The sequence below is a fragment of the Nocardiopsis protaetiae genome (assembly GCF_045446735.1).
GTDB classification, from domain to species: Bacteria; Actinomycetota; Actinomycetes; order Streptosporangiales; family Streptosporangiaceae; genus Nocardiopsis; species Nocardiopsis protaetiae.
On record NZ_JBJJBV010000065.1, the window covers coordinates 16971 to 35787 of the forward strand.

Annotated in this window: 16 protein-coding genes, 2 tRNA genes and 1 pseudogene; 11 read left to right on the forward strand and 8 right to left on the reverse strand. The window is 75.3% G+C overall.

All coding sequences use genetic code 11. The features are described 5' to 3' along the window. The first annotated feature begins 6 nt into the window (after window positions 1–6). Genes ACJOT3_RS12695 through ACJOT3_RS12705 form a run of 3 tightly spaced genes read left to right on the forward strand, consistent with a single transcriptional unit; the run spans window position 7 to window position 3802 of the window. The gene (locus ACJOT3_RS12695; protein ID WP_406972215.1) at window positions 7–1470 is read left to right on the forward strand and encodes an NAD(P)-binding domain-containing protein; all 1464 of its coding nucleotides are present in this window, start codon (window positions 7–9) and stop codon (window positions 1468–1470) included. Next, the gene (locus ACJOT3_RS12700) at window positions 1467–2708 is read left to right on the forward strand and encodes an MFS transporter (RefSeq protein WP_406972217.1); all 1242 of its coding nucleotides are present in this window, start codon (window positions 1467–1469) and stop codon (window positions 2706–2708) included. Before ACJOT3_RS12695 ends, ACJOT3_RS12700 begins: the two co-directional genes overlap by 4 nt. A gap of 56 nt (window positions 2709–2764) precedes the next feature. Then, window positions 2765–3802: a flavin-containing monooxygenase gene (locus ACJOT3_RS12705; protein ID WP_406972219.1), complete on the forward strand. Its 1038-nt coding sequence runs from the start codon at window positions 2765–2767 to the stop codon at window positions 3800–3802. A 29-nt stretch (window positions 3803–3831) separates the two neighbouring features. Here the strand turns inward: ACJOT3_RS12705 and ACJOT3_RS12710 are convergent, their stop codons facing one another. From ACJOT3_RS12710 to ACJOT3_RS12720, 3 genes are read right to left on the reverse strand one after another with little or no spacing between them, the layout of a single operon-like run. Continuing rightward, complete coding sequence (locus tag ACJOT3_RS12710) at window positions 3832–4872, reverse strand: ArsO family NAD(P)H-dependent flavin-containing monooxygenase (RefSeq protein WP_406972221.1); 1041 nt, start codon at window positions 4870–4872, stop codon at window positions 3832–3834. Continuing rightward, window positions 4869–5948 carry an ACR3 family arsenite efflux transporter gene (gene arsB / locus ACJOT3_RS12715; RefSeq protein WP_406972223.1) on the reverse strand — a complete coding sequence of 360 codons (1080 nt, stop codon included), beginning with the start codon at window positions 5946–5948 and terminating at the stop codon, window positions 4869–4871. The genes ACJOT3_RS12710 and arsB overlap by 4 nt, the downstream gene beginning before the upstream one ends. After that, the gene (locus ACJOT3_RS12720; RefSeq protein WP_406972225.1) at window positions 5948–6259 is read right to left on the reverse strand and encodes an ArsR/SmtB family transcription factor; all 312 of its coding nucleotides are present in this window, start codon (window positions 6257–6259) and stop codon (window positions 5948–5950) included. The genes arsB and ACJOT3_RS12720 overlap by 1 nt, the downstream gene beginning before the upstream one ends. Before the next feature lie 72 nt (window positions 6260–6331). Here ACJOT3_RS12720 and ACJOT3_RS12725 point away from each other — a divergent pair, with 72 nt between their 5' ends. Together ACJOT3_RS12725 and ACJOT3_RS12730 are read left to right on the forward strand one after the other, a co-directional pair. Then, window positions 6332–6985, forward strand: a complete 654-nt coding sequence (locus ACJOT3_RS12725) for an arsenate-mycothiol transferase ArsC (RefSeq protein WP_406972226.1) — start codon at window positions 6332–6334, stop codon at window positions 6983–6985. A gap of 11 nt (window positions 6986–6996) precedes the next feature. Then, on the forward strand, window positions 6997–7407 hold the full coding sequence (locus tag ACJOT3_RS12730) for an arsenate reductase ArsC (protein WP_406972228.1): 411 nt from the start codon (window positions 6997–6999) through the stop codon (window positions 7405–7407). A gap of 13 nt (window positions 7408–7420) precedes the next feature. Here the strand turns inward: ACJOT3_RS12730 and ACJOT3_RS12735 are convergent, their stop codons facing one another. Continuing rightward, window positions 7421–9373 (reverse strand): primary-amine oxidase, encoded by a 1953-nt coding sequence (locus tag ACJOT3_RS12735; RefSeq protein ID WP_406972230.1) that lies wholly within the window; start codon window positions 9371–9373, stop codon window positions 7421–7423. An 86-nt stretch (window positions 9374–9459) separates the two neighbouring features. Continuing rightward, entirely contained in the window at window positions 9460–10917 is a 1458-nt protein-coding gene (locus ACJOT3_RS12740) for an aldehyde dehydrogenase family protein (protein WP_406972232.1), read from the reverse strand. A gap of 199 nt (window positions 10918–11116) precedes the next feature. On the opposite strand from ACJOT3_RS12740, the gene ACJOT3_RS12745 reads away from it, so the two are divergent. Continuing rightward, window positions 11117–12034, forward strand: a complete 918-nt coding sequence (locus ACJOT3_RS12745; RefSeq protein ID WP_406972234.1) for an AraC-like ligand-binding domain-containing protein — start codon at window positions 11117–11119, stop codon at window positions 12032–12034. Between the two features lie 7 nt (window positions 12035–12041). On the opposite strand, the gene ACJOT3_RS12750 is transcribed toward ACJOT3_RS12745, so the two are convergent. Then, entirely contained in the window at window positions 12042–12503 is a 462-nt protein-coding gene (locus ACJOT3_RS12750; protein ID WP_406972236.1) for an SRPBCC family protein, read from the reverse strand. Between the two features lie 67 nt (window positions 12504–12570). Beyond that, window positions 12571–13371 (reverse strand): SAM-dependent methyltransferase, encoded by an 801-nt coding sequence (locus ACJOT3_RS12755; RefSeq protein ID WP_406972238.1) that lies wholly within the window; start codon window positions 13369–13371, stop codon window positions 12571–12573. A gap of 239 nt (window positions 13372–13610) precedes the next feature. On the opposite strand from ACJOT3_RS12755, the pseudogene ACJOT3_RS12760 reads away from it, so the two are divergent. Next, window positions 13611–14384 (forward strand): annotated as a pseudogene (locus ACJOT3_RS12760) (nucleotidyltransferase domain-containing protein). 300 nt (window positions 14385–14684) lie between these two features. Here ACJOT3_RS12760 and ACJOT3_RS12765 read toward each other — a convergent pair. Continuing rightward, on the reverse strand, window positions 14685–15680 hold the full coding sequence (locus ACJOT3_RS12765; RefSeq protein ID WP_406972240.1) for a hypothetical protein: 996 nt from the start codon (window positions 15678–15680) through the stop codon (window positions 14685–14687). Window positions 15681–15963: 283 nt separating this feature from the next. Here ACJOT3_RS12765 and ACJOT3_RS12770 point away from each other — a divergent pair. From ACJOT3_RS12770 to ACJOT3_RS12785, 4 genes are all read left to right on the forward strand, one after another. Next, window positions 15964–16036, forward strand: a tRNA-Gly gene (locus tag ACJOT3_RS12770). A gap of 41 nt (window positions 16037–16077) precedes the next feature. Then, window positions 16078–16150 (forward strand) — tRNA-Pro (locus ACJOT3_RS12775). Between the two features lies 1 nt (window position 16151). Beyond that, a complete protein-coding gene (locus ACJOT3_RS12780; RefSeq protein ID WP_406972242.1) occupies window positions 16152–18539 on the forward strand; it encodes a transcriptional regulator in 2388 nt (795 codons plus the stop codon). Window positions 18540–18629: 90 nt separating this feature from the next. Beyond that, window positions 18630–18817 (forward strand): hypothetical protein (locus tag ACJOT3_RS12785; protein ID WP_406972244.1); only part of this gene is annotated, 188 nt, incomplete at its 3' end.

Here is an 18817-nt window from a genome sequence, read left to right on the forward strand (position 1 = left end):
TGTGTCATGAACGAGGGACTTCCCGTCGTGGTGATCGGAGCGGGCCCGGTGGGGCTGGCCGCGGCCGCCGAGCTGGTCGGGCGCGACCTGCCGGTCGTGGTGCTGGAACAGGGCGCGGCGGCGGGGGCGGCGGTGTCCGAGTGGGGGCACGTGCGGCTGTTCTCGATGTGGCGCGACCTGGTCGCCCCGGCGGCGGAGAGGCTCCTCACTGCCGCCGGCTGGACCCGCCCCGCCGACGGCGGGTACCCGACCGGCGCCGAGTGGGTCGGGTCCTACCTGGCCCCGCTGGCCGCCGCCCTGGGCGACCGCGTCCGGTTCGGCGCGCGGGTGACCGGGGTGAGCCGCCTGGGACGGGACCGGGTGGTGGACGCCGGGCGCGCCGAGACACCGTTCACCGTGCGGGTGTGTACCGCCTCCGGGGAGGAGCGGCTGCTCGCCCGCGCCGTCGTCGACGCCTCCGGCACCTGGGGCGCCCCGAACCCGGTGGGCGGCGACGGGCTGCCCGCCCTGGGCGAGGCCGCCGCGGCCGCGCACGTCTCCCACCGCATCCCCGACCTGGCCGACCCGGCCGTGCGGGCCCGCCACGCGGGACGGACCACGGCGGTGGTCGGCCGGGGGCACTCGGCGCTGACCGCCCTGGTGGGCCTGGCCGCGCTCGCCGAGGAGGTCCCGGGCACCCGCGCGGTGTGGGTGCTGCGGCGCGGTGAGGTGGGCGACGCCTTCGGCGGCGGGGCCGCCGACCAGCTCGCCGAGCGCGGCGCGCTGGGGCTGCGCGCCAAGGCCGCGGTGGCCGCGGGGCACATCGGGGTGGTCACCGGGTTCCGTACCGCCGAGGTGCGCGCCGACGGCGACCGGGTGGTGCTGGTGGACGACGGCGGCCGCTCCCTGGAGCCGGTGGACGCGGTGGTGGCGCTGACCGGGTTCCGGCCCGACCTGGCGCCGCTGTCGGAGATCCGCCTCGCCCTGGACGCCACCCTCCAGGCCCCGGTGGGGCTGGCGCCGCTCATCGACCCCAACGTGCACTCCTGCGGGACGGTGTACCCGCACGGCGTCGCGGAGCTGTCCCACCCCGAGCCGGACTTCTTCCTGGCGGGCATGAAGTCCTACGGGCGCGCCCCCACCTTCCTGGCCCTGACCGGGTTCGAGCAGGTCCGCAGCATCGCCGCCCACCTGGCCGGCGACCACGAGGCCGCCGCCCGGGTGGAGCTCACCCTGCCCGAGACCGGGGTGTGCGGCGGCGCGGGCCTGTTCGACGACCCCGCCGCCACCAAGGCCGACGCCGGGGGCTGCTGCGGCCCCGCCGTGTCGGAGGAGCCCCCGGCCACGGTGACCGGTGCCCGCAGCGGGCTCGCCGTCTCGACGCTGCCGCTGGTCTCGGCGGCCCCGGCCGCCTCCGCGGGCGGCGGCTGCTGCGGTGGCGGGGGCTCTGCCCGCACCTCCGAGGCGGCCGCGTCGGACCGGGTGTCGTGACCCCGGAGCCCGGAGCCGTCCCCGGCGCGCGCCCGTCCGTGACCGCGGCCGGCGCCCGCCGGGGCCTGTGGGTCCTGTGCGTCACCGTCACCACCTGCTACGGGGTGCTGTTCTACGCCTTCCCCGTGCTGGCGCCGAGCATCGCCGCCGACACCGGGTGGTCCCTGGCCTCGGTGACCGCGTGGTTCTCCGCCTCCCAGGTCGTGGCGGGGCTAGCGGGCATCCTCGTGGGCCGCCGGGTGCAGGCGCGTGGGCCGCGACCGGTGATGACGGCGGCGGCCCTGATCGCGGTCCCCGCCGTGGCGGCCATCGCGGTCTCCCGGGACCCGGTGGTGTTCGCCGCGGCCTGGCTGGTGGCGGGCGCGGCGATGGCCGGGCTGTTCTACCCGCCGGCCTTCGCCGCCCTGACCCACTGGTACGGGCGGGGCAAGGTGCGGGCGCTGACCGCGCTGACCCTGGTCGCGGGGCTGGCCAGCACGATCTTCGCCCCGTTGACGGCCCTGCTGGAGGGGGTGTGGGGGTGGCGCGGCGCCTACCTGGCACTGGCCGCCGTGCTCCTGGTCGTGGTGGTGCCCCTGCACGCCTTCGCCCTGCCCCGGTCGTGGACACCCGGCGGCGGGGGACCCGGCGGTGACCGCGGGGGTGTGCGCGCCGTGGTGCGCAGCCGGGCGTTCTGGGCGCTGACCGCGGCCCTGACCCTGGGGTCCTTCGCCGTCTACGCGGTCGTGGTCAACCTGGTCCCGCTCCTGGAGGGGCGGGGGTTCGGAACGGCGGAGGCGGCCTGGGCCCTGGGGGTCGGCGGGGTCGGGCAGGTCCTGGGCCGCCTGGTCTACGCGCCCCTGGAGCGGCGGATCGGCTCGGTGCCGCGCGCTGCGGCCGTGCTGGCCGCCGGCGCGGTGACCACGGTCCTGCTGGCCTTGGTGCCCGGCCCCCTGCTCCCGATCCTGGGCATCGCCGTGCTGGCCGGGATGGCGCGCGGTGTCCTCACCCTGCTCCAGGCCACCGCCGTCACCGACCGCTGGGGGGCCGGGCACTACGCGGTCCTCAACGGCATCATGCACACCCCGCTGATGCTGGCCGTCGCGGTGGCGCCCTGGGCGGGGGCCGCACTCGCGGGCCCGCTGGGCGGCTACCCGGCGGTGTTCGTACTGCTGGGGGCGCTGGCGGCCCTCGGCGCGCTGCTCGCGACGGCCACCCGCACTCACGGTCAACGTCCTCCCTCCCCCTCTCCCGCCTGATCGTCTCCCCGGTGCGCTTTGCGTACCGGGACTCCACCGGCAAAGGAACTCCCTCCATGGAAGACTCCCTCCTCACCGTTATCGGGGCGGGGCAGGCGGGCCTGGCGGCGGCTCGGGCCGCCGCCGGGCGCGGCGTGCGACCGCTGGTCCTAGAGGCCGCCGAGCATCCCGGCGGTTCCTGGCCGCACTACTACGACAGCCTGACCCTGTTCTCCCCCGCCCGTTTCTCCGGCCTGCCCGGCCGACCGCTGCCCGGTGACCCCGACCGCTACCCGCACCGCGACGAGGTGGTGTCCTACCTGCGCGACTACGCCGCCCGGCTGGACGCCGACCTGCGCTGCGGGCGGCGGGTGGACCGGGTCGAACGCGGTGAGGGCGGGTTCGTCCTCACCCTCGCCGACGGGTCCCGGGTCCGCTCCCGGGCGGTCGTCTCGGCCACCGGCGGCTTCACCCGGCCCCACCGGCCCGCGCTGCCGGGCCTGGCGGACTTCACCGGGACCGTCCTGCACGCCGCCGAGTACCGCTCCCCCGCGCCCTTCGCCGGCCGGCGGGTCGTGGTGGTCGGCGGCGGCAACTCCGGGGTCCAGATCGCCGCGGAACTGGCCGGGGCGGCCCGGGTCACCCTGGCCACCCGGACCCCGGTGGCCTGGGCGGAGCAGCGGCCCCTGGGCCGGGACATCCACTGGTGGCTGGTGCGCAGCGGCCTGGACGCCGCACCCCTGAGCCGGTTCTGGGAGAGGCTCCCGGTCCTGGTCAACGACGACGGCCGCTACCGGGCCGCGTTCGCCACCGGCAACCCGGACCGGCGGGAGGTGTTCGCCGGTCTGGACGGCGACAAGGTCACCTGGGCCGACGGCACCGTGGAGAAGGTGGACGCCGTCCTGCTGGCCACCGGCTACCGGCCCGCCCTGGAGCACCTCGCCCCCACCGGCGCCCTGGACGGCGCGGGCCGCCCGCTGCACCGCGGCGGGATCTCCACCGCCGTCCCCGGGCTGGGGTACGTGGGGCTGGAGTTCCAGCGCGGCTTCGCCTCCGCGACGCTGCGCGGGGTCGGCCGCGACGCCCGCCACGTGGTCCGGCGGCTGCTCCGCTGACGGTGCGGGGACGGAGCGTCCCCGCACCGTCAGCCCCCGTTCTCCAATGAGCGGGCAATCTGGGCCACGGCCGTCTTGGCGGTGCGACCGGCGCCGATGAGGGTGGCCGAGAGCGGGCCGGTCCAGTCGCCGTAGCCCAGCAGGTGCAGCCGCGGCTCGGCCCGGGACCGGGTGCCCTCCACCGGGACCCGGCCCCGGGCGTCGAGCACCCCCAGCGGGGCCAGGTGGTCCAGCACCGGGCGAAAGCCCGTGCACCACAGGACCGCGTCGTAGTCGGCCGCGGTGCCATCCGCCCAGACCACGCCCGTGGGGGTCAGCCGCTCGAACATCGGCTCGGCCTTGAGGACCCCGCGGTCGCGGGCCTCGCGCACGCTCGGCACCATGACGATGTCGCCGGGCGGCCGGTCCGCGGCCCCGTCGAGCACCCGGCGGGTGGCCCTGGCGAACAGGGCGCGCCCGTCCAGGCCGTCGGGCATCAGGCGGGGCGGCCGGGCGGTGATCCAGGTGGTGTCCGCGACCCGGGACAGCTCGGCGAGGATCTGCGCCGCCGAGTTGCCGCCGCCCACCACGGCCACCCGCAGCCCGGCGAACACCTCGGGGCGGCGGTAGTCGACGGTGTGCAGTTGCTCGCCCTCGAACACGTCCCGGCCGGGAATGTCGGGGATATGCGGGGCGCCCCAGGTGCCGGTGGCGCTGATGACGTGGCGGGCGGTCCAGGCGCCGCGGCCGGTGCGCACCCGCAGGGCGCCGGCGGCGCGTTCGACCGCGTCCACCCGGACGGGCCGGTGGACGGGCAGGTCGTAGCGGCATTCGTACTCGGACAGGTACCACGCGACGTGTCCGGCCGAGGGGTACTCCCGGCCGGGCTCCTCGGGCATCCACCAGCCCGGCAGCATGCTGTGCGCGGCCGGGGAGAACAGCCGCAGCGAGTCCCAGTACTCGGGCCAGGAGCCGCCGGGCCGGTCGGCGGCGTCCAGGACCACGAAGTCGGCCCCGGCCCGGCGCAGGAAGTACCCCGCGGCCAGCCCCGCCTGCCCGCCGCCGATCACCACCGCGTCGACGGCGCTCATCGGAGCCCGGGGGCGAAGCGCTTGCGCCAGGCCAGGGACACGTACACCAGCCCCACCAGCACGGGCACCTCGATCAGCGGCCCCACCACACCCGCCAGCGCCTGCCCCGAGGCCACGCCGAACGTCGCGATGGCCACCGCGATGGCCAGCTCGAAGTTGTTGCCCGCGGCGGTGAACGCCAGCGTGGTGGTGCGCCCGTAGTCCATCCCCAGCGCCTTGCCCAGGGCGAACGTGCCGAACCACAGGAGGGCGAAGTAGAGCAGCAGCGGGACGGCGATGCGCGCCACGTCCAAGGGCTGGTCGGCGATCCGCTCCCCCTGGAGGGCGAAGAGCAGCACGATGGTGAACAGCAGCCCGTACAGCGCCCACGGGCCGATCCGCGGCAGGAACGCCGACTCGTAGCGTTCGCGGCCCATGCGCTTCTCGCCGACGCGGCGGGTGAGGAACCCGGCGGCCAGCGGGATCCCGAGGAAGATCACCACGTTGAGGGCGATCAGCCAGGGGGAGGCGTCCAGCCCGCCGGTGTCCAGGCCCAGCCACCCCGGGAGCAGGTCGAGGTAGAACCAGCCCAGCAGGCCGAAGGCCAGCACCTGGAACACCGAGTTGAGCGCGACCAGCACCGCCGCGGCCTCGCGGTCGCCGCAGGCCAGGTCGTTCCAGATGATCACCATGGCGATGCACCGGGCCAGGCCGACGATGATCAGCCCGGTGCGGTATTCGGGCAGGTCCGCCAGGAAGATCCAGGCCAGCGCGAACATCACCGCGGGGCCGACCACCCAGTTGACCACCAGGGAGGTCAGGAGCAGGCGCCGGTCCCGGGTGACGGTGTCGAGGCGGTCGTAGCGGACCTTGGCCAGCACCGGGTACATCATCACCAGCAGGCCCAGGGCGATGGGCAGGGAGATCCCGCCGACCTCCAGCGCGGCCAGCGCCTCGTTCAGGCCGGGGACCAGGCGGCCCAGCCCCAGCCCGGCGGCCATGGCGAGCAGGATCCACACCGCCAGGAACCGGTCCAGGAAGGAGAGCCCCGCGACGACGGCGGCCCCGGCCTGCCGGGGCCCGTCCACGCGCGTCATCAACAGGCCCGCTTGCGGTCGGCGGCGCCGGTGGCGCGCGCGGTGGCGGCCACCTCGGCCAGGGCGCCGGAGAGGGACTCCAGGCGTTCGGGCACCAGCCGGTAGTAGGTGAACCGGCCGCAGGGCTCGGTCTCCACCAGGCCCGCCTCGCGCAGGACGCGCAGGTGGTTGGACAGGTTGGTCTGGCGGGCCCCGGTCTCCTCCATGAGGTGGGTGGTGCACAGGGTCTCGCGGGAGAGCAGGGAGAGGATCCGCATGCGCAGGGGGTCGGCCAGCGCCTTCAACAGGTCAGCGTCGACTGATATCAGCATGGGCTGATACTATCCCATCACCGAACGCTGATGCGTTCCCCTCGGCCCTTTCCGTGCCCTCGGGAGACCACCATGCACGTACCCTCCGCACGCCCGCCCCTGGACGCCCGCCTCGACCTGGGCGCCGCCCGGCTGGCCGACCGCCACCGCGGCCGCTTCTCCGTCGAGACCGTGCGCGCCCTCATCCTCGACTCGCGCGCACGGCTGGCCGCCACCGCCCGCGTCACCGCCCACCTGGACGTCCTGGCCGAACGGCTGGCGGCCGAACGCCTGGGCGCCCTGGCCGCCGCCGGGGAGCCGATCGGCATGCGCCCGCCCCGGGTGCTGTTCGTCTGCGGCCACAACTCCGGCCGCTCCCAGCTGGCCGCCGCCCTGCTCGCCCACCGCTCCCCCGGGCCCATCGCCGTCTCCTCCGCGGGCACCAGGCCCGCCGCCGAGCTGGACCCCCGGCTGGGCGAGGTCCTGGCCGAGGTCGGCGCCGACCTGGGCGACGCCTACCCCAAGCCGCTGACCGAGGAGGTCGTCGGGGCCGCCGACGTCGTCGTCACCCTGGGCTGCGGCGACGCCTGCCCGGTCGTCCCCGGGCGGCGCTACCTGGACTGGCCGGTGGCCGACCCGCACGGAGCCCCGCTCGCCGGGCTGCGGGCGATCCGCGACGCGATCGACGTCCATGTCACCGAGCTTTTGGCCCTCCTGACCGCACCCACCACCGAGACGAAGAAGTAGAGAGACCCGCCATGACCGTCGATGACAAGCCGTCCGTGCTGTTCGTGTGCGTGCACAACGCCGGGCGCTCCCAGATGGCCGCCGCCTGGCTCACCCACCTGTCCGAAGGCCGGATCGAGGTGCGCTCGGCCGGGTCCGCGCCCGCCGACACCCTCAACCCGGCGGTGGTCGAGGCCATGGCCGAAGTCGGCATCGACATCACCGACCAGCGCCCCAAGCTCCTCACCGCGGACGCCGTCGAGGCCTCCGACGTGTGCGTCACCATGGGCTGCGGCGACACCTGCCCGTTCTTCCCCGGCAAGCGCTACCTCGACTGGGAGCTGCCCGATCCCGCCGGTCGGGGCGTGGACGCGGTGCGCCCCATCCGCGACGGGATCCGCACGCGCGTGGAGGCGCTCATCGGGGAGCTCCTGCCCCGGTGAGCGCCTCCCGGCGTCAGTGGCAGTGCCCCGTGGAGCCCTCGCCCGGGGCCTGGGGCGCGCAGTGCGCGGACGCGCTCGGCGGGACGTCCAGCGTGGGGTTGCGGTCGAAGAACCCGACCGGCCGCAGCTGGAACCCGGTGCGGTCCACCGGCATGATCGGCCAGTCCTCCGGCCGCGGCGCGTGGGTCAGCCCGAAGGTGTGCCACACCACGATGTCCTCGCCGTCGATGCCGCGGTCGTCGGCCGTGAACGCGGGCAGCCCCGCCCCGCCCGGGTGCTGGTTGACCAGGTCGCCCGCCGGGTAGCGCTCGTCCTCGTCGTGCGCCGTCACCCACAGGTGGCGGGTGGCGAAGGCCGCCCGGGCGGCCACCGACGAGGACGGGTCGGCCAGCAGCACGGGCCTGCCCTCCGGGTGCAGGGCGTAGGCGACCGGCCGGCCCAGGTGGTTGCGCACCTGTGGGTTGGAGATGTGCCAGACCCGGTCCACCGACGCGTCGGCCAGGCGCCGCGCCTCCAGTTCGGAGGCGAGCACCGTGCGCTTCTGGGCGAAGGCGTTGCCGCGCGGGTTGTCCGGCCCGACCGGGACGCGGGCGGCGTCGACCTCCTCCACCCGGTGCGTCGTCCCGTCGACGTTCATGTCCAGGCGGGCGCAGAACAGGTGCTGGTGCAGCGGCGCCCCCAGACCCGGGGCGACCTCCGAGGCGTAGGGGTAGTCGCCGCCCGGGTGGGCGCTGGTGAACACGATGCCGGTGGCCTTGGCCTCGAACTCGATCGTGCCGTCCAGGTACAGGTACCAGAAGAACCCGTAGTCGTAGTTGCCGACGGTGGTGAAGAACGAGACCACCATCCGGCGCTGGCGCCGGGTCTCGGAGGAGCCCGCCCACAGGTCGGTGTGCTTCCAGAGCACCCCGAAGTCCTCCTCGTGCAGGCACACCGCGTTGGGCAGGGTGCGGGGCGCGCCGGACTCGTCGGCGATGACCGCGTCCATGTAGGTGATCTCGCCCAGGCAGTCGCAGCCCAGCTGGAGGGCGTTGGCGTAGCGCCCCACCATGTACTCGCCGGTGTCGAAGTAGTTCTGCCAGGACCGCACCGGGGACGGGTCGCCGTAGGGAACGACCATCTCGGCGATGGACGCCCGGTGCACGATGGGCCGATCACGCCCCCGGTCCCGGTCGTGGAACGCCACCTGGTGCAGGATCAGCCCCTCGCGGGCGTCGAACCCGATGCGCAGCGACCAGTTCTCCCAGGTGAGCAGGTTGCCCTCCAGGGTGAAGCTCGGCCCCTGCGGCTGGGTGATCTCGATGGGCCGCTGGGTGGTGCGGTGCGGGCCGGACACGGCCGGGTCGGTGTAGTTGCCCGACACCGACGGCACCGGGACGGGGCCGAAATCCAGCACCCGGTCGACCGTCCTGGCGAGGACGTCCACGTAGGCGACCAGGCCGTCGACGGGGTGCGCCCAGGCGTGGTCGGCCCCGTGCTCCTGGACGAACGCCAGTCCGCGCAGGATGCGGCGGCCCCTCTCCTCGGGGTACTCGTCGTCGTAGACGCCCGCGGACAGGGGGGCGACGCGCACGGTGGCGGGGTCCAGGTCGCGGGCGCGCAGGGCCGCCAGCCAGCGTTCGTCGGTGGACAGCACCTGCTCGACCAGCTCGAACTCCTCGTCCAGCACGGGCGGCTGCCCGTCCACGGCCGGGTCCGGGACCCGTTCGGAGTCGACCCGGCCGCGGGTGAGGGAGACGACGAGGTCGCGGGCGGCGCCGGTGCCCACGTCCAGCAGCAGGACGCGCACCCGGCGCTCGACCGGGTCGCCCGGGGTGTGGGCGAGCAGGTCCTTCTTGGCGGGTTCGGCCAGCCCGGTGTACACGAACCGGGTGGTGTCGGTCAGGCGCCCGGCACCGGCCAGCAGGTCCCGGGCGGCGGTGATCTCCTCGGCGGTGAGGGCGTCGAGGGGGTGGTGGTCGCTCATGGCGGTCCTGGGTCCTTCCAGGTGAGGGGATGCGGGACGGCGTCGGTGCGCGGGTCGTCGGGGCGCGGGTTCTCGGTGGCCGGGCCTCAGGCCAGGTTGGTCCAGATGCTCTTGACCTGGGTGAACGCCTCGATCGCGGACCAGCCCATCTCGCGGCCCACCCCGGACGCCTTCATTCCTCCCCAGGCCGCGGCCGCGTCGAGCATCGGGGGCATGTTGATCCACACCGTTCCGGCCTTCACGCGGGCGGCCAGCCGGTTGGCGGTGCCGATGTCGCGCGACCAGATCACCGCAGCCAGCCCGTACCGCGTGTCGTTGGCGCGGGCGACCAGCTCCTCCGGGTCGTCGTAGGGCAGCACGGCCAGGACCGGGCCGAAGATCTCCTCGCGGGCGATGCGCATGGCGTCGGTGACCCCGGAGAACACGGCCGGGCGCACGAAGTACCCGCCCTCCTCCTCCAGCGGGGCCCGGTCGTGCAGGTGGGCGCCCTCCTCGCGGCCGATCCGGACGTACTCCTCGGCGCGGTCGCGCTGCTCGGCGGAGACCAGCGGGCCCAGCTGGGTCCCGCCGTCCAGGCCGTGGCCGAGCTTCATCGAGGCGGCCCCGGCAGCGAGCTTCTCGGCGAACTCGTCGTGGCGGGCGGCGTCCACGTAGAACCGGGTGTAGGCGGCGCACACCTGGCCGGAGTTGAGCAGGCCGCCCATGAGGTTGCCCGCCACGGCGGCGTCGATGTCGGCGTCGGCGGTGATGACGGACGGCGCCTTGCCGCCCAGTTCCAGGGACACGTGCTTGAGGTCGCGCCCGGCCCCGGCGGCGATCTCCCGGCCCACCTCGGTGGAGCCGGTGAAGGACACCTTGGCGACGTCGGGGTGGGCGACCAGGGCGCGGCCCACCCCGGGGCCGCCGGTGACGACGTTGACGACGCCGTCGGGGAACCCGGCCTCGCGGACCAGGGCGGCCAGGCGCAGGGTGGTGAGCGGGGTCTGCTCGGCGGGCTTGACCACCACGGTGTTGCCGGTGGCCAGGGCGGGGGCGAGCTTCCACACGAGGATCATCAGCGGGAAGTTCCACGGGGTGATGAGCGCGCACACGCCCAGCGGCTCGCGGCGGGTGCGGTAGTCCACGTCGGGGACCGACAGCGGGGCGGTGACGCCGGTGATCTTGGTGACCCAGCCGGCGTAGTAGCGCAGGTGCTCCACGGCGTTGGGCACCGAGAACCCGGCGCTGACCGCCAGCGGCTGGCCCTGGTCGGTGGTCTCCAGGGCGGCGAACGCCTCGGCGTCGGCCTCCAGCAGGTCGGCCAGGCGCAGCAGCAGGCGGGCGCGGGCGGCCGGGAGCATGCCGCCCCAGGCGGCGGAGTCGAAGGCGCGGGCCGCGGCGGCGACGGCGGCGTCCACGTCGTCGGCGGTGGCCTCGGGCACCTCGGCGATGACGCCGCCGGTGGCCGGGTCGACGGTGGGCAGGACGGCGCGCCCGGCGGCGGGGACCCGGGCGCCGTCGATGAGCATGTCGGTGTCCAGGTCGGTGTGGCGGTGCTCGGCCATGGGGAGTCCCTTCGTCGGTTGAGCGGTGAGCCTAGTCACAGCGGTCGCGGGCGGCTCTCCGTTCCGCGCACGGGTGGTCTCCGTTCCGTGCACGGCCCGGCGCCGTACCGTGCACGGTGGCCCCGTCGCCCGACCCGCGCTTGTCCGGGTTTCCGTGACCGGGCTAACATCCGGGCAGGAACCGGGGAGGGAACACGGCATGGAGGGCGCGCACACCACCGACCGGCTCGACCGCTTCGAGGCGGAGGCGTCGCGGGCGTTCGCCCCCATGCGCATGCGCTCCGCGGACGACCGGCCGTTCCGGGGCTCGTTCACGAGCACCCGGGTGGACGACGTGGTGCTCACCCGGATCACGGCCGAACCGATCCTGGTGCGGCGCGGGCCGTCGTCGATGAGCTCCACCGACCCGGAGCTGTTCAAGGTGGCCTGGCACGTGTCGGGCCGGGCGGGGGTGGCCCAGAACGGGCGCGAGTGCCTGCTGTCCCCCGGCGACCTGGTGGTCTACGAGACGGGCCGCCCCTACGAGCTGCCGTTCTGGGAGCCCGCCGAGACGATCGTGGTGGGGGTGCCCCAGCGCCTGTTCGGTTCGCACGCCGCCCTGCTGCGCGGGCGCACGGCCGTCCCGGTGCGGGCCGGACAGGGGCTGGGCGGGGTGCTGGGCGCCCTGTTCCAGGGGGTGTCCGACGACTCCACCGCCGACCTGGGCACCGGCGGACGCCACCACCTGGCGGCGGCGCTGGTGTCGCTGGTGTGCGCGGCGTTCGCCGACGCCGCCCCGGCGCCGGACGACGACCCCTGGGAGCGGATCCGGGCGTACTGCCTGGCGAACCTGGCCGACCCGGCGCTGTCGGCGGAGTCGATCGCCCGGGCGCACGGGATCTCCACCCGCTACCTGTACAAGCTGTGCGCCGAACGCGGGTTCGCGCCGACCCGGTGGATCCGCGGCGAGCGGCTGGCCCGCATCCGCCGCGACCTGGCCGACCCGGCGCTGGCCGACCGCGGCGCGGCGGCGATCGCGGCCCGCTGGGGTGTGCTGGACGCCGCCCACCTGGGGCGGATGCTGCGCGCGGAGTTCGGTGAGACCGTCCCGGAGATCCGCGCCCGCGCCCGCGCCTGACCGAACGTCAGCCGGGTTCGACGAACGCGGCCAGCTGGGCCAGGGACGAGGCGATCCCCGCCGCGTGGTCCTCGGCGGAGATACCCGGCGGAACGTCCTCGGCGGTGACGGTCACCACGGTGCCGTCGCCGTCGGGGGCGAGCGCCCAGGTCATCGTCATGGTCCCGGCGAAGGCGGGGTCGTCGGAGTCGAACACCGCCTCCTGGACCACCCGCTCGCCGGGGACGAGGTCGGTGAAGCCCACCTCGACGACGTCGGTGTCCGCGTCGGTCTTGCCGCGGCCCGGCTCCCGGTAGGTCAGGGTGAGCCGGAACCCGCCGCCCGGGCGCGGGTCGAAGTGCTCCATCCGGCCGGTCATCCCGGCGGGCGGCAGCCACCGCTCCAGGGCGGCGGGGTCGAGCAGGGCCCGGTAGACGTCCCCGGGCGGGGCGGCGACGCGCCGCTCCCCGCGGTCCGCACGTCCTCCCACGGCACTCCCCCGTTCGGTCGGTGTCCCACCACCCTCGCACGCCCCGCCGATCTTCGGCCGCCGCGCGTCAGCTCTTGCGGCCGACGCCGCCGTACTCGGCGACCGGGCGGATCTCCCCGATCTCGGTCTCCTGCGGGCGCCACAGCGAGCAGGACACCACGCCCGGCTCCAGCAGCTCCAGGCCCGCGAACAGGCCCTCGACCTCCTTGCCGGTGCGGACGGTGAGCTTGGGCGTGCCCTTCTCGTTCCAGGCCGCCGCCACCTGGTGGGCGCGCTCGCGGTCGATGTCGTCCACGGGGTGCGAGATCACCAGGAAGCTGCCCGGGGCCAGCGCCCCCAGCAGGGCGTCCAGGATGGACCGGACCTCGGCGTCGTCGTCGATGAAGTTCACGACGCCCAGCAGCATCAGCGCGACCGGCCGCGACAGGTCCAGGGTCTGTGCGGCCTTGGCCAGGATGCCCGCGGGGTCGCGCAGGTCGGCGTCGATGTAGTCGGTGAGGCCCTCGTCGGTGCCGGTGAGCAGGGCGCGGGCGTGGGCGAGCACCAGGGGGTCGTTGTCGACGTAGACGACGCGCGTGTCGGGGGCGATGCGCTGGGCCACCTCGTGGGTGTTGTTGTGGGTAGGCAGGCCGGTGCCGATGTCGAGGAACTGGCGGATGCCCTCCTCCGCGGTGAGATGGGTGACGGCGCGGACCAGGAAGGCCCGGTCGGCGACCGCGTTGTCGACGATCTCGGGGAAGAACGAGCGGATCTGCTCGCCCATCTCGCGGTCGACGGGGTAGTTGTCCTTGCCGCCCAGCCAGTAGTTCCAGATGCGGGCGTTGTGGGGAATGGTGGTGTCGATCTTGGGGGGCGTTTCGGAGGACACGTTCCTTCTTCCTGTCCGGGACCGGTCTCAGGGGCCGTTCGCGCGCGATATGCCGACCAGTAAACGGTTCCGGGGCCCGGCGGGCAAGCACCGACAGCCCATCTGCGTACATTCCTCAAATAATTCGCATTACGGACATGTGCCTCTTGTCCGCATGCCCGGTGCGAAAATCGCAGGCGACCCGCGCCCCCGACCGGTAGTTTGCCGGTGACCCGACCACCGGAGCCGTGGAGCCGTCCGTGAAGCACGCATCACCCGAATTCGCCGAGATCGCCGCGAAGCACACCCTCCTGCGCTGCCAGGTGGGCTCGGGCGTCCACGGGCTCGGCCTCCCCGGCCAGAACGACCGCGACGAGATGGGGATCTGCCTCGAACCCCCCGAGTACGTGATCGGCCTGCGCGAGTTCGAGCAGTACATGTTCCGCTCCTAGGACGACCACGTCCGCTCCGGACCCGGCGACCTCGACCTCACCGTCTACTCGCTCCGCAAGTGGATGCGCCTGGCCCTGGACGGCAACCCCACCGTCCTGCTGCCGCTGTTCGTACCGGAGGACGAGATCGTCGAGATCACCGACGTCGGCCGCGACCTGCGCTCGCGGGCCGACCGCATCGTGTCCCGCCGCGCCGGGCAGCGGTTCCTGGGCTACCTGCGCGCCCAGCGCGAGCGGCTGGAGGGCACCCGCGGCGGCAAGCACACCAACCGGCCCGAACTCGTCGAGCGGTACGGGTTCGACACCAAGTTCGCCTACCACATGGTCCGACTGGGCCTTCAGGGCGTGGAGCTGATGGAGACCGGCCGCATCACCCTTCCCATGCCCGAGGCCGACCGGACGTGGCTGCGCGCCCTGCGCCGCGGCGAGCACACCAAGGCCGAGGCGCTGGAGCGCGCCGGGGAGCTGGAGGTGCGGCTGGCCGCCCTGTGCGAGAGCACCGGCCTGCCCGCGGAGCCCGACACCGCCTGGGCCGACGCCTGGCTGGTGGACACCTACCGCGCCTCCTGGGACCGGCGGTGAACGCGCAGGCTGCGACGGGCGCCCCGGCGCGGCGATCCGCCGGGGGCGGGATAGGCTGACCGACCGTAGAGGTACACGCCGGGTGAGTGCCGGCAAGGAACGTGAGGAAGCCCCACCGTGATCGGAACCATCGCCGTCGTGCTGATGTGCGTGAGCCTGTCGATGATGATCATCTCCGGCCTCATCGCCACGCTGATCAAGACCCGCTAGGGCTGCCGGTCCGGGCGCGTCCCGGGGTGCCTCGGGGCACTCCGGGGCGCGCCCGCCGTCGCACGGCCCGGGTTCTCACAGCCTGGGCTCTCACAGCCCGGGGTCGACCTCGACGAGGTCGTGGCGGGCCAGCTCGGTGCCGTCGCCGCCGAAGACGGCGACCTGGCCGCCGGAGATCTCGTAGCGGGTCTCGCCCGCTTGGGCGGTGTAGCCGTCCTCCCCGCGCTGGGCGGGGATCACGATGGGCTCTCCGGTGCCGTCGAGGAACTCGCCGAAGTAGTAGAGGTCCCCCGCGCCGTCGGCGCACAGGACGATCCGGTGCCGCGAGGTCTGGTAGGACTCCACCAGCGGCCCGCTCCCCGCGCCGGGGATGAGCGCGGCCACCGGCTCGGGGCAGGGCGCCTGGGCGGCGGGGCCGGGCGGCGGGGCGGCCGGCTCCTGGCGGGGCAGCACCCACCAGAGCACGATGAGGGTCAGGCCCAGGGCGCCGAGCGCGAGCGCCCGCACCGTTCCGGGCGCCATCCGCAGCCGGTCGCGTGAGCGCGCTCCCACCGCGGGCAGCGGTTCGGTGACGGGTTCCCGGGTGGCGCGCGTCCCGCGCGTCCCGCCGCGGTCGTAGGCGTCCCCGAAGGCGCGGCGGCGCGCGGCGCGGCCGCCGTCGTCGTCCATGACCATGGGCACCGGCATGGGCACGGGTGCGGTGGGGTCGATGGGGTCGGTGAAGTCGGCGGGCTCGGCCGGCTCGGTGGGAGCGCCGGGCCTGGCCGACGCGGCCGGTTCCGCGGGCACGGCGGGTTCGGCGGGCTCGGCCGGGAAGGGCTCGCTCGGCGCGGACGCCGATGCGGACGCGCGGCGCCGGGGCGGCGGCTCCGGGGGCTCCATCACCCGGACCGTGGGCAGGTCCTCCCCCGCCAGCGGCGGCGCGACCGGGGCGTGGAAGGCGTCGGCCCCCACGGGTTCGGCCAGCAGGTCCGCCGGGCCCGCGTCCCTGGCCACCGTGCGCACGGTGTCGCACACCAGGCAGGCCCGGCTCGCCGGTTCGTTGAGTGCGGCGCAGACACCGCACCGCCAGTCGCCTTCCACCAAGGGTGCCCTTCCCTCGATCCAGCCCCACCGTACGCCGTCGGTTCCCCGAATCGTGCCACAAACACGGAATCTGCGCGCCGGTGAGTTACCCCCGCAGACCACCGGGAACCCTCCCGAAACACCCGTCACAGCAGGCACTCCAGCGCGCTGACGACCCGGTTCACCACCCCCTACGGCCCGGAGTCCACCGCCTGAGGGCCCGGAGAACGAGTGCCCGGAAAAACCGTTTCCCCGCCGCGCTTTCGGCGCGCTACCGTTCCATCCACGGCCCCGGCAGGGGTGACGGTACGTAGCTCAACCAGCAGAGCACCCGGCTTCCAACCGGGAGGGCGCGGGGGCGGGACCCGCCGTACCGGCAGGCCGACGCGCGCCACCCGACCGCGCGCGTCGGCCCACACGGTGTGTAGCTCAGCCAGTGGAGCACCCGGCTCGGGACCGGGAGGGCGTGGGGGCGGAACCCACCGCACCGGCATGGACGACACCACCCCCGTACACGCGAACCCCGGCTACCCGGCGAGCCGCCTGCTCCAGGAGCTGGCCACCGCCGCGGCCCACGACGACCCCGCCGTGCGCAGGGCCGCCGAGCGGCGCGCCTCCACCTGGCGCCGGATCGCCGCGGGCATGGCCTCCGGGCTGCTGTCGATCGGATCGCGCACCCCCGTCAGGGGCCTGCCCGCCTGGGTCACCCCCGAGGTCGCGCGCGGCGGGTTCGCCACCGGTGAGGCCGCCGCCGCGGGGCCGCTGCGCCCGCACGAGCTGGACCTCATCGGCCGGCACGGCCTCAAGAGGGACCGCGCCGCGCTGTACGCCCACCACCTCACCGAGGCGGGCCTGGAGCACCTGGGCGCGCTGCTGGACAGCGGGGCCTACGCGGTGGACCAGCCCGAACAGGGTGCGCTGCTCACCTTGGTGTGGCTGCTGCGCGCGGGCGACACGGCCGCCGCGCTGCGCCTGCTCGCCGAGCTGGACCCCTTCGCCGCGACCCTGTGCTTCACCCCGCGCCCGGCCCCGGTCCGGGACCTGCCCCCGGGCGCGGTGTTCCGCCACTCCGTGCGCGAGGTGCGCGACACCCTGGAGGCGGTGGCCCGCCGGACCCCCCGTGCGCCCAACGCCCAGCGGGAGGCGCTGGCGGTGTGGAACCCGTTCACCGACCGGCTGCTCGCCCACTGGCTGGAGACCACCGGAGACGGCGGGAGCGCCGCGGACGGCGAAGCCCCGGCGGGTGGCGAAACGGCGGCGGGCGGCCGCGCGGCGGTGGACGGCGGGACCGTGGTCGACACGCACCGCCCCGACGGCTGGGCCGCGCGCGGCGCCGCCCTGCTCGACGAGTACGAGCGGCTGGCCGCCGAGCACACGCTGTGCACCAGGCACCGCAGGCCCAAGGAGAACCCCGCGATCCTGCTGGCCGCCCTGCGCGAGGCCGTGGGCCCGGACGGGTCCGGGGCCGGGGTGCTCGGCGCGCGGCGGCGCGGCCTGCTCCGGTCCGCGGTGGCGGCGATGGTCGCCAAGCGCGGCGTCCCCGGCTCCGCCGAGCACACCGCGGTACGCGCCGAGCAGGCCGCCCAGGCGGCGCTGCCCACCCACGACGTGCTGGCCGCGCTGCTCGCCGAGCGGCTGTCCGCGCTGCCGGACAACTCCGGGGTGCCCGACCCGGACGCGGTCCTGGCCCCCGTCTCCGCCGAGGAGGCGCGGAGCTTCGACGCCGCCGCGGGCTCCGCGGTCCCGGCCGCGCTGCGCGCCCGGGTGGACAGGGCCGTCATCGCCCCGCTGGAGGAGCTGGTGGAGCTGGGTGTGGTCCCCTCCGCCGAGGTGCTGGCCTCCCTGGTGCCCACCCTGGCCGCTGCGGCGCAGGCGGCCGCGATCGGCGATCCGGCGCTGGCCCGGCTGGTCGCCGCCGGCCACGAGGCGTTCGCGCGGCGGCGGTCCCTGCTGCTGCTGAACCTGGCCTCCCAGGTGCGGCAGGGGGAGCTGCCGTGGGCGCGGGAGCTGGAGCGCCACCACTGGTCCGCGGAGGTGCGCCGGGAGGCGGCCCGCACCGTGATCGTCCGGGTGGGCGACACGGCGCTGACCTCCTTCCCCGGGACCATCACGCCGAACCCGCTGGTGAGCGAGCTGGGCGGGCTGGCCCGCACCGCCGAGGGGCGGCCGCGGCCGCTCCCGGTGGACTTCCCGTTCGTGGAGGAGCTGGCCTCGGACATCTTCATGGGCACCTTCTCGGCCAAGTTCACCCGGGCCGCCCGGCGGGCCGCCGAGGTGGTCGAGGGGACCCTGTACGCCCGGTACTACGGGATCGACTGCGCCCGGGTGTTCGCGCTGGAGGAGAAGCCCGGCCGCGGGGCGCCGACCTTAGCCGCGCTGTGCCGGGAGCGCGCCGGGGACCCGCCGCGTTCGGTCCCGGGCAACGGCATGGTGATCGAGCAGGCGCAGATCCTCACCACCCACAACCTGGCGGCCCTGGTGGCGGCCGGGTCCGTGCCGCGGGACGGGTGGGCGGCGGCGGCCCGGGCGGCGCACCGGACGACGGTGCGGCTGCTGGGGGCGCTGCCGCGGGTGTACGGCACGCTGGCGCAGGTGAAGAACGCGGCGTTCGCCTGGCGCCAGACCGTGTTCCTCCTGTCCCGGTGCACGCTCCAGGAGCAGCGCGAGGTGCTGGCCTGGATGGAGGAGGCCGAGCTGCCCTACCACGTGCGCGAGCGGCTGGACCCGGCCCTGGGGTGGCTGCGCTCGGCGGTGGAGGGGCACACCCTGCCGCCCCGCGACGACGGGGAGACCGTGCGCTTCCTCGGCTGGACGGTGGGGCGGCACTGGATGCTGGACATCGCCCCCGAGGCGCTGTTCCGGCACCGCCGCGGGTTCTGAACCCCGGGGATCGTCGGCGGCGGTGGCTAACGTACGGGGCGCCGCCGCACCCCCGCGCCGGCCGCCGCCCGCCGATCCCCGAGGACACCCGTGACCACCGCCCCCTGGAGAGCCGAACCCACCGACGAGGCCCGCGCCTGGGCCGCGGCGACCGCCCGCGACACCGGGCTGTCCGCGGCGGCGGTGCCGCTGCTGGCCCGGGTGCACACCCCGCCCCTGCCGGGGCTGATCACCGAGTTCGAGCAGGTGCTGGACCGGTCGGGCGGGTACGACACCGT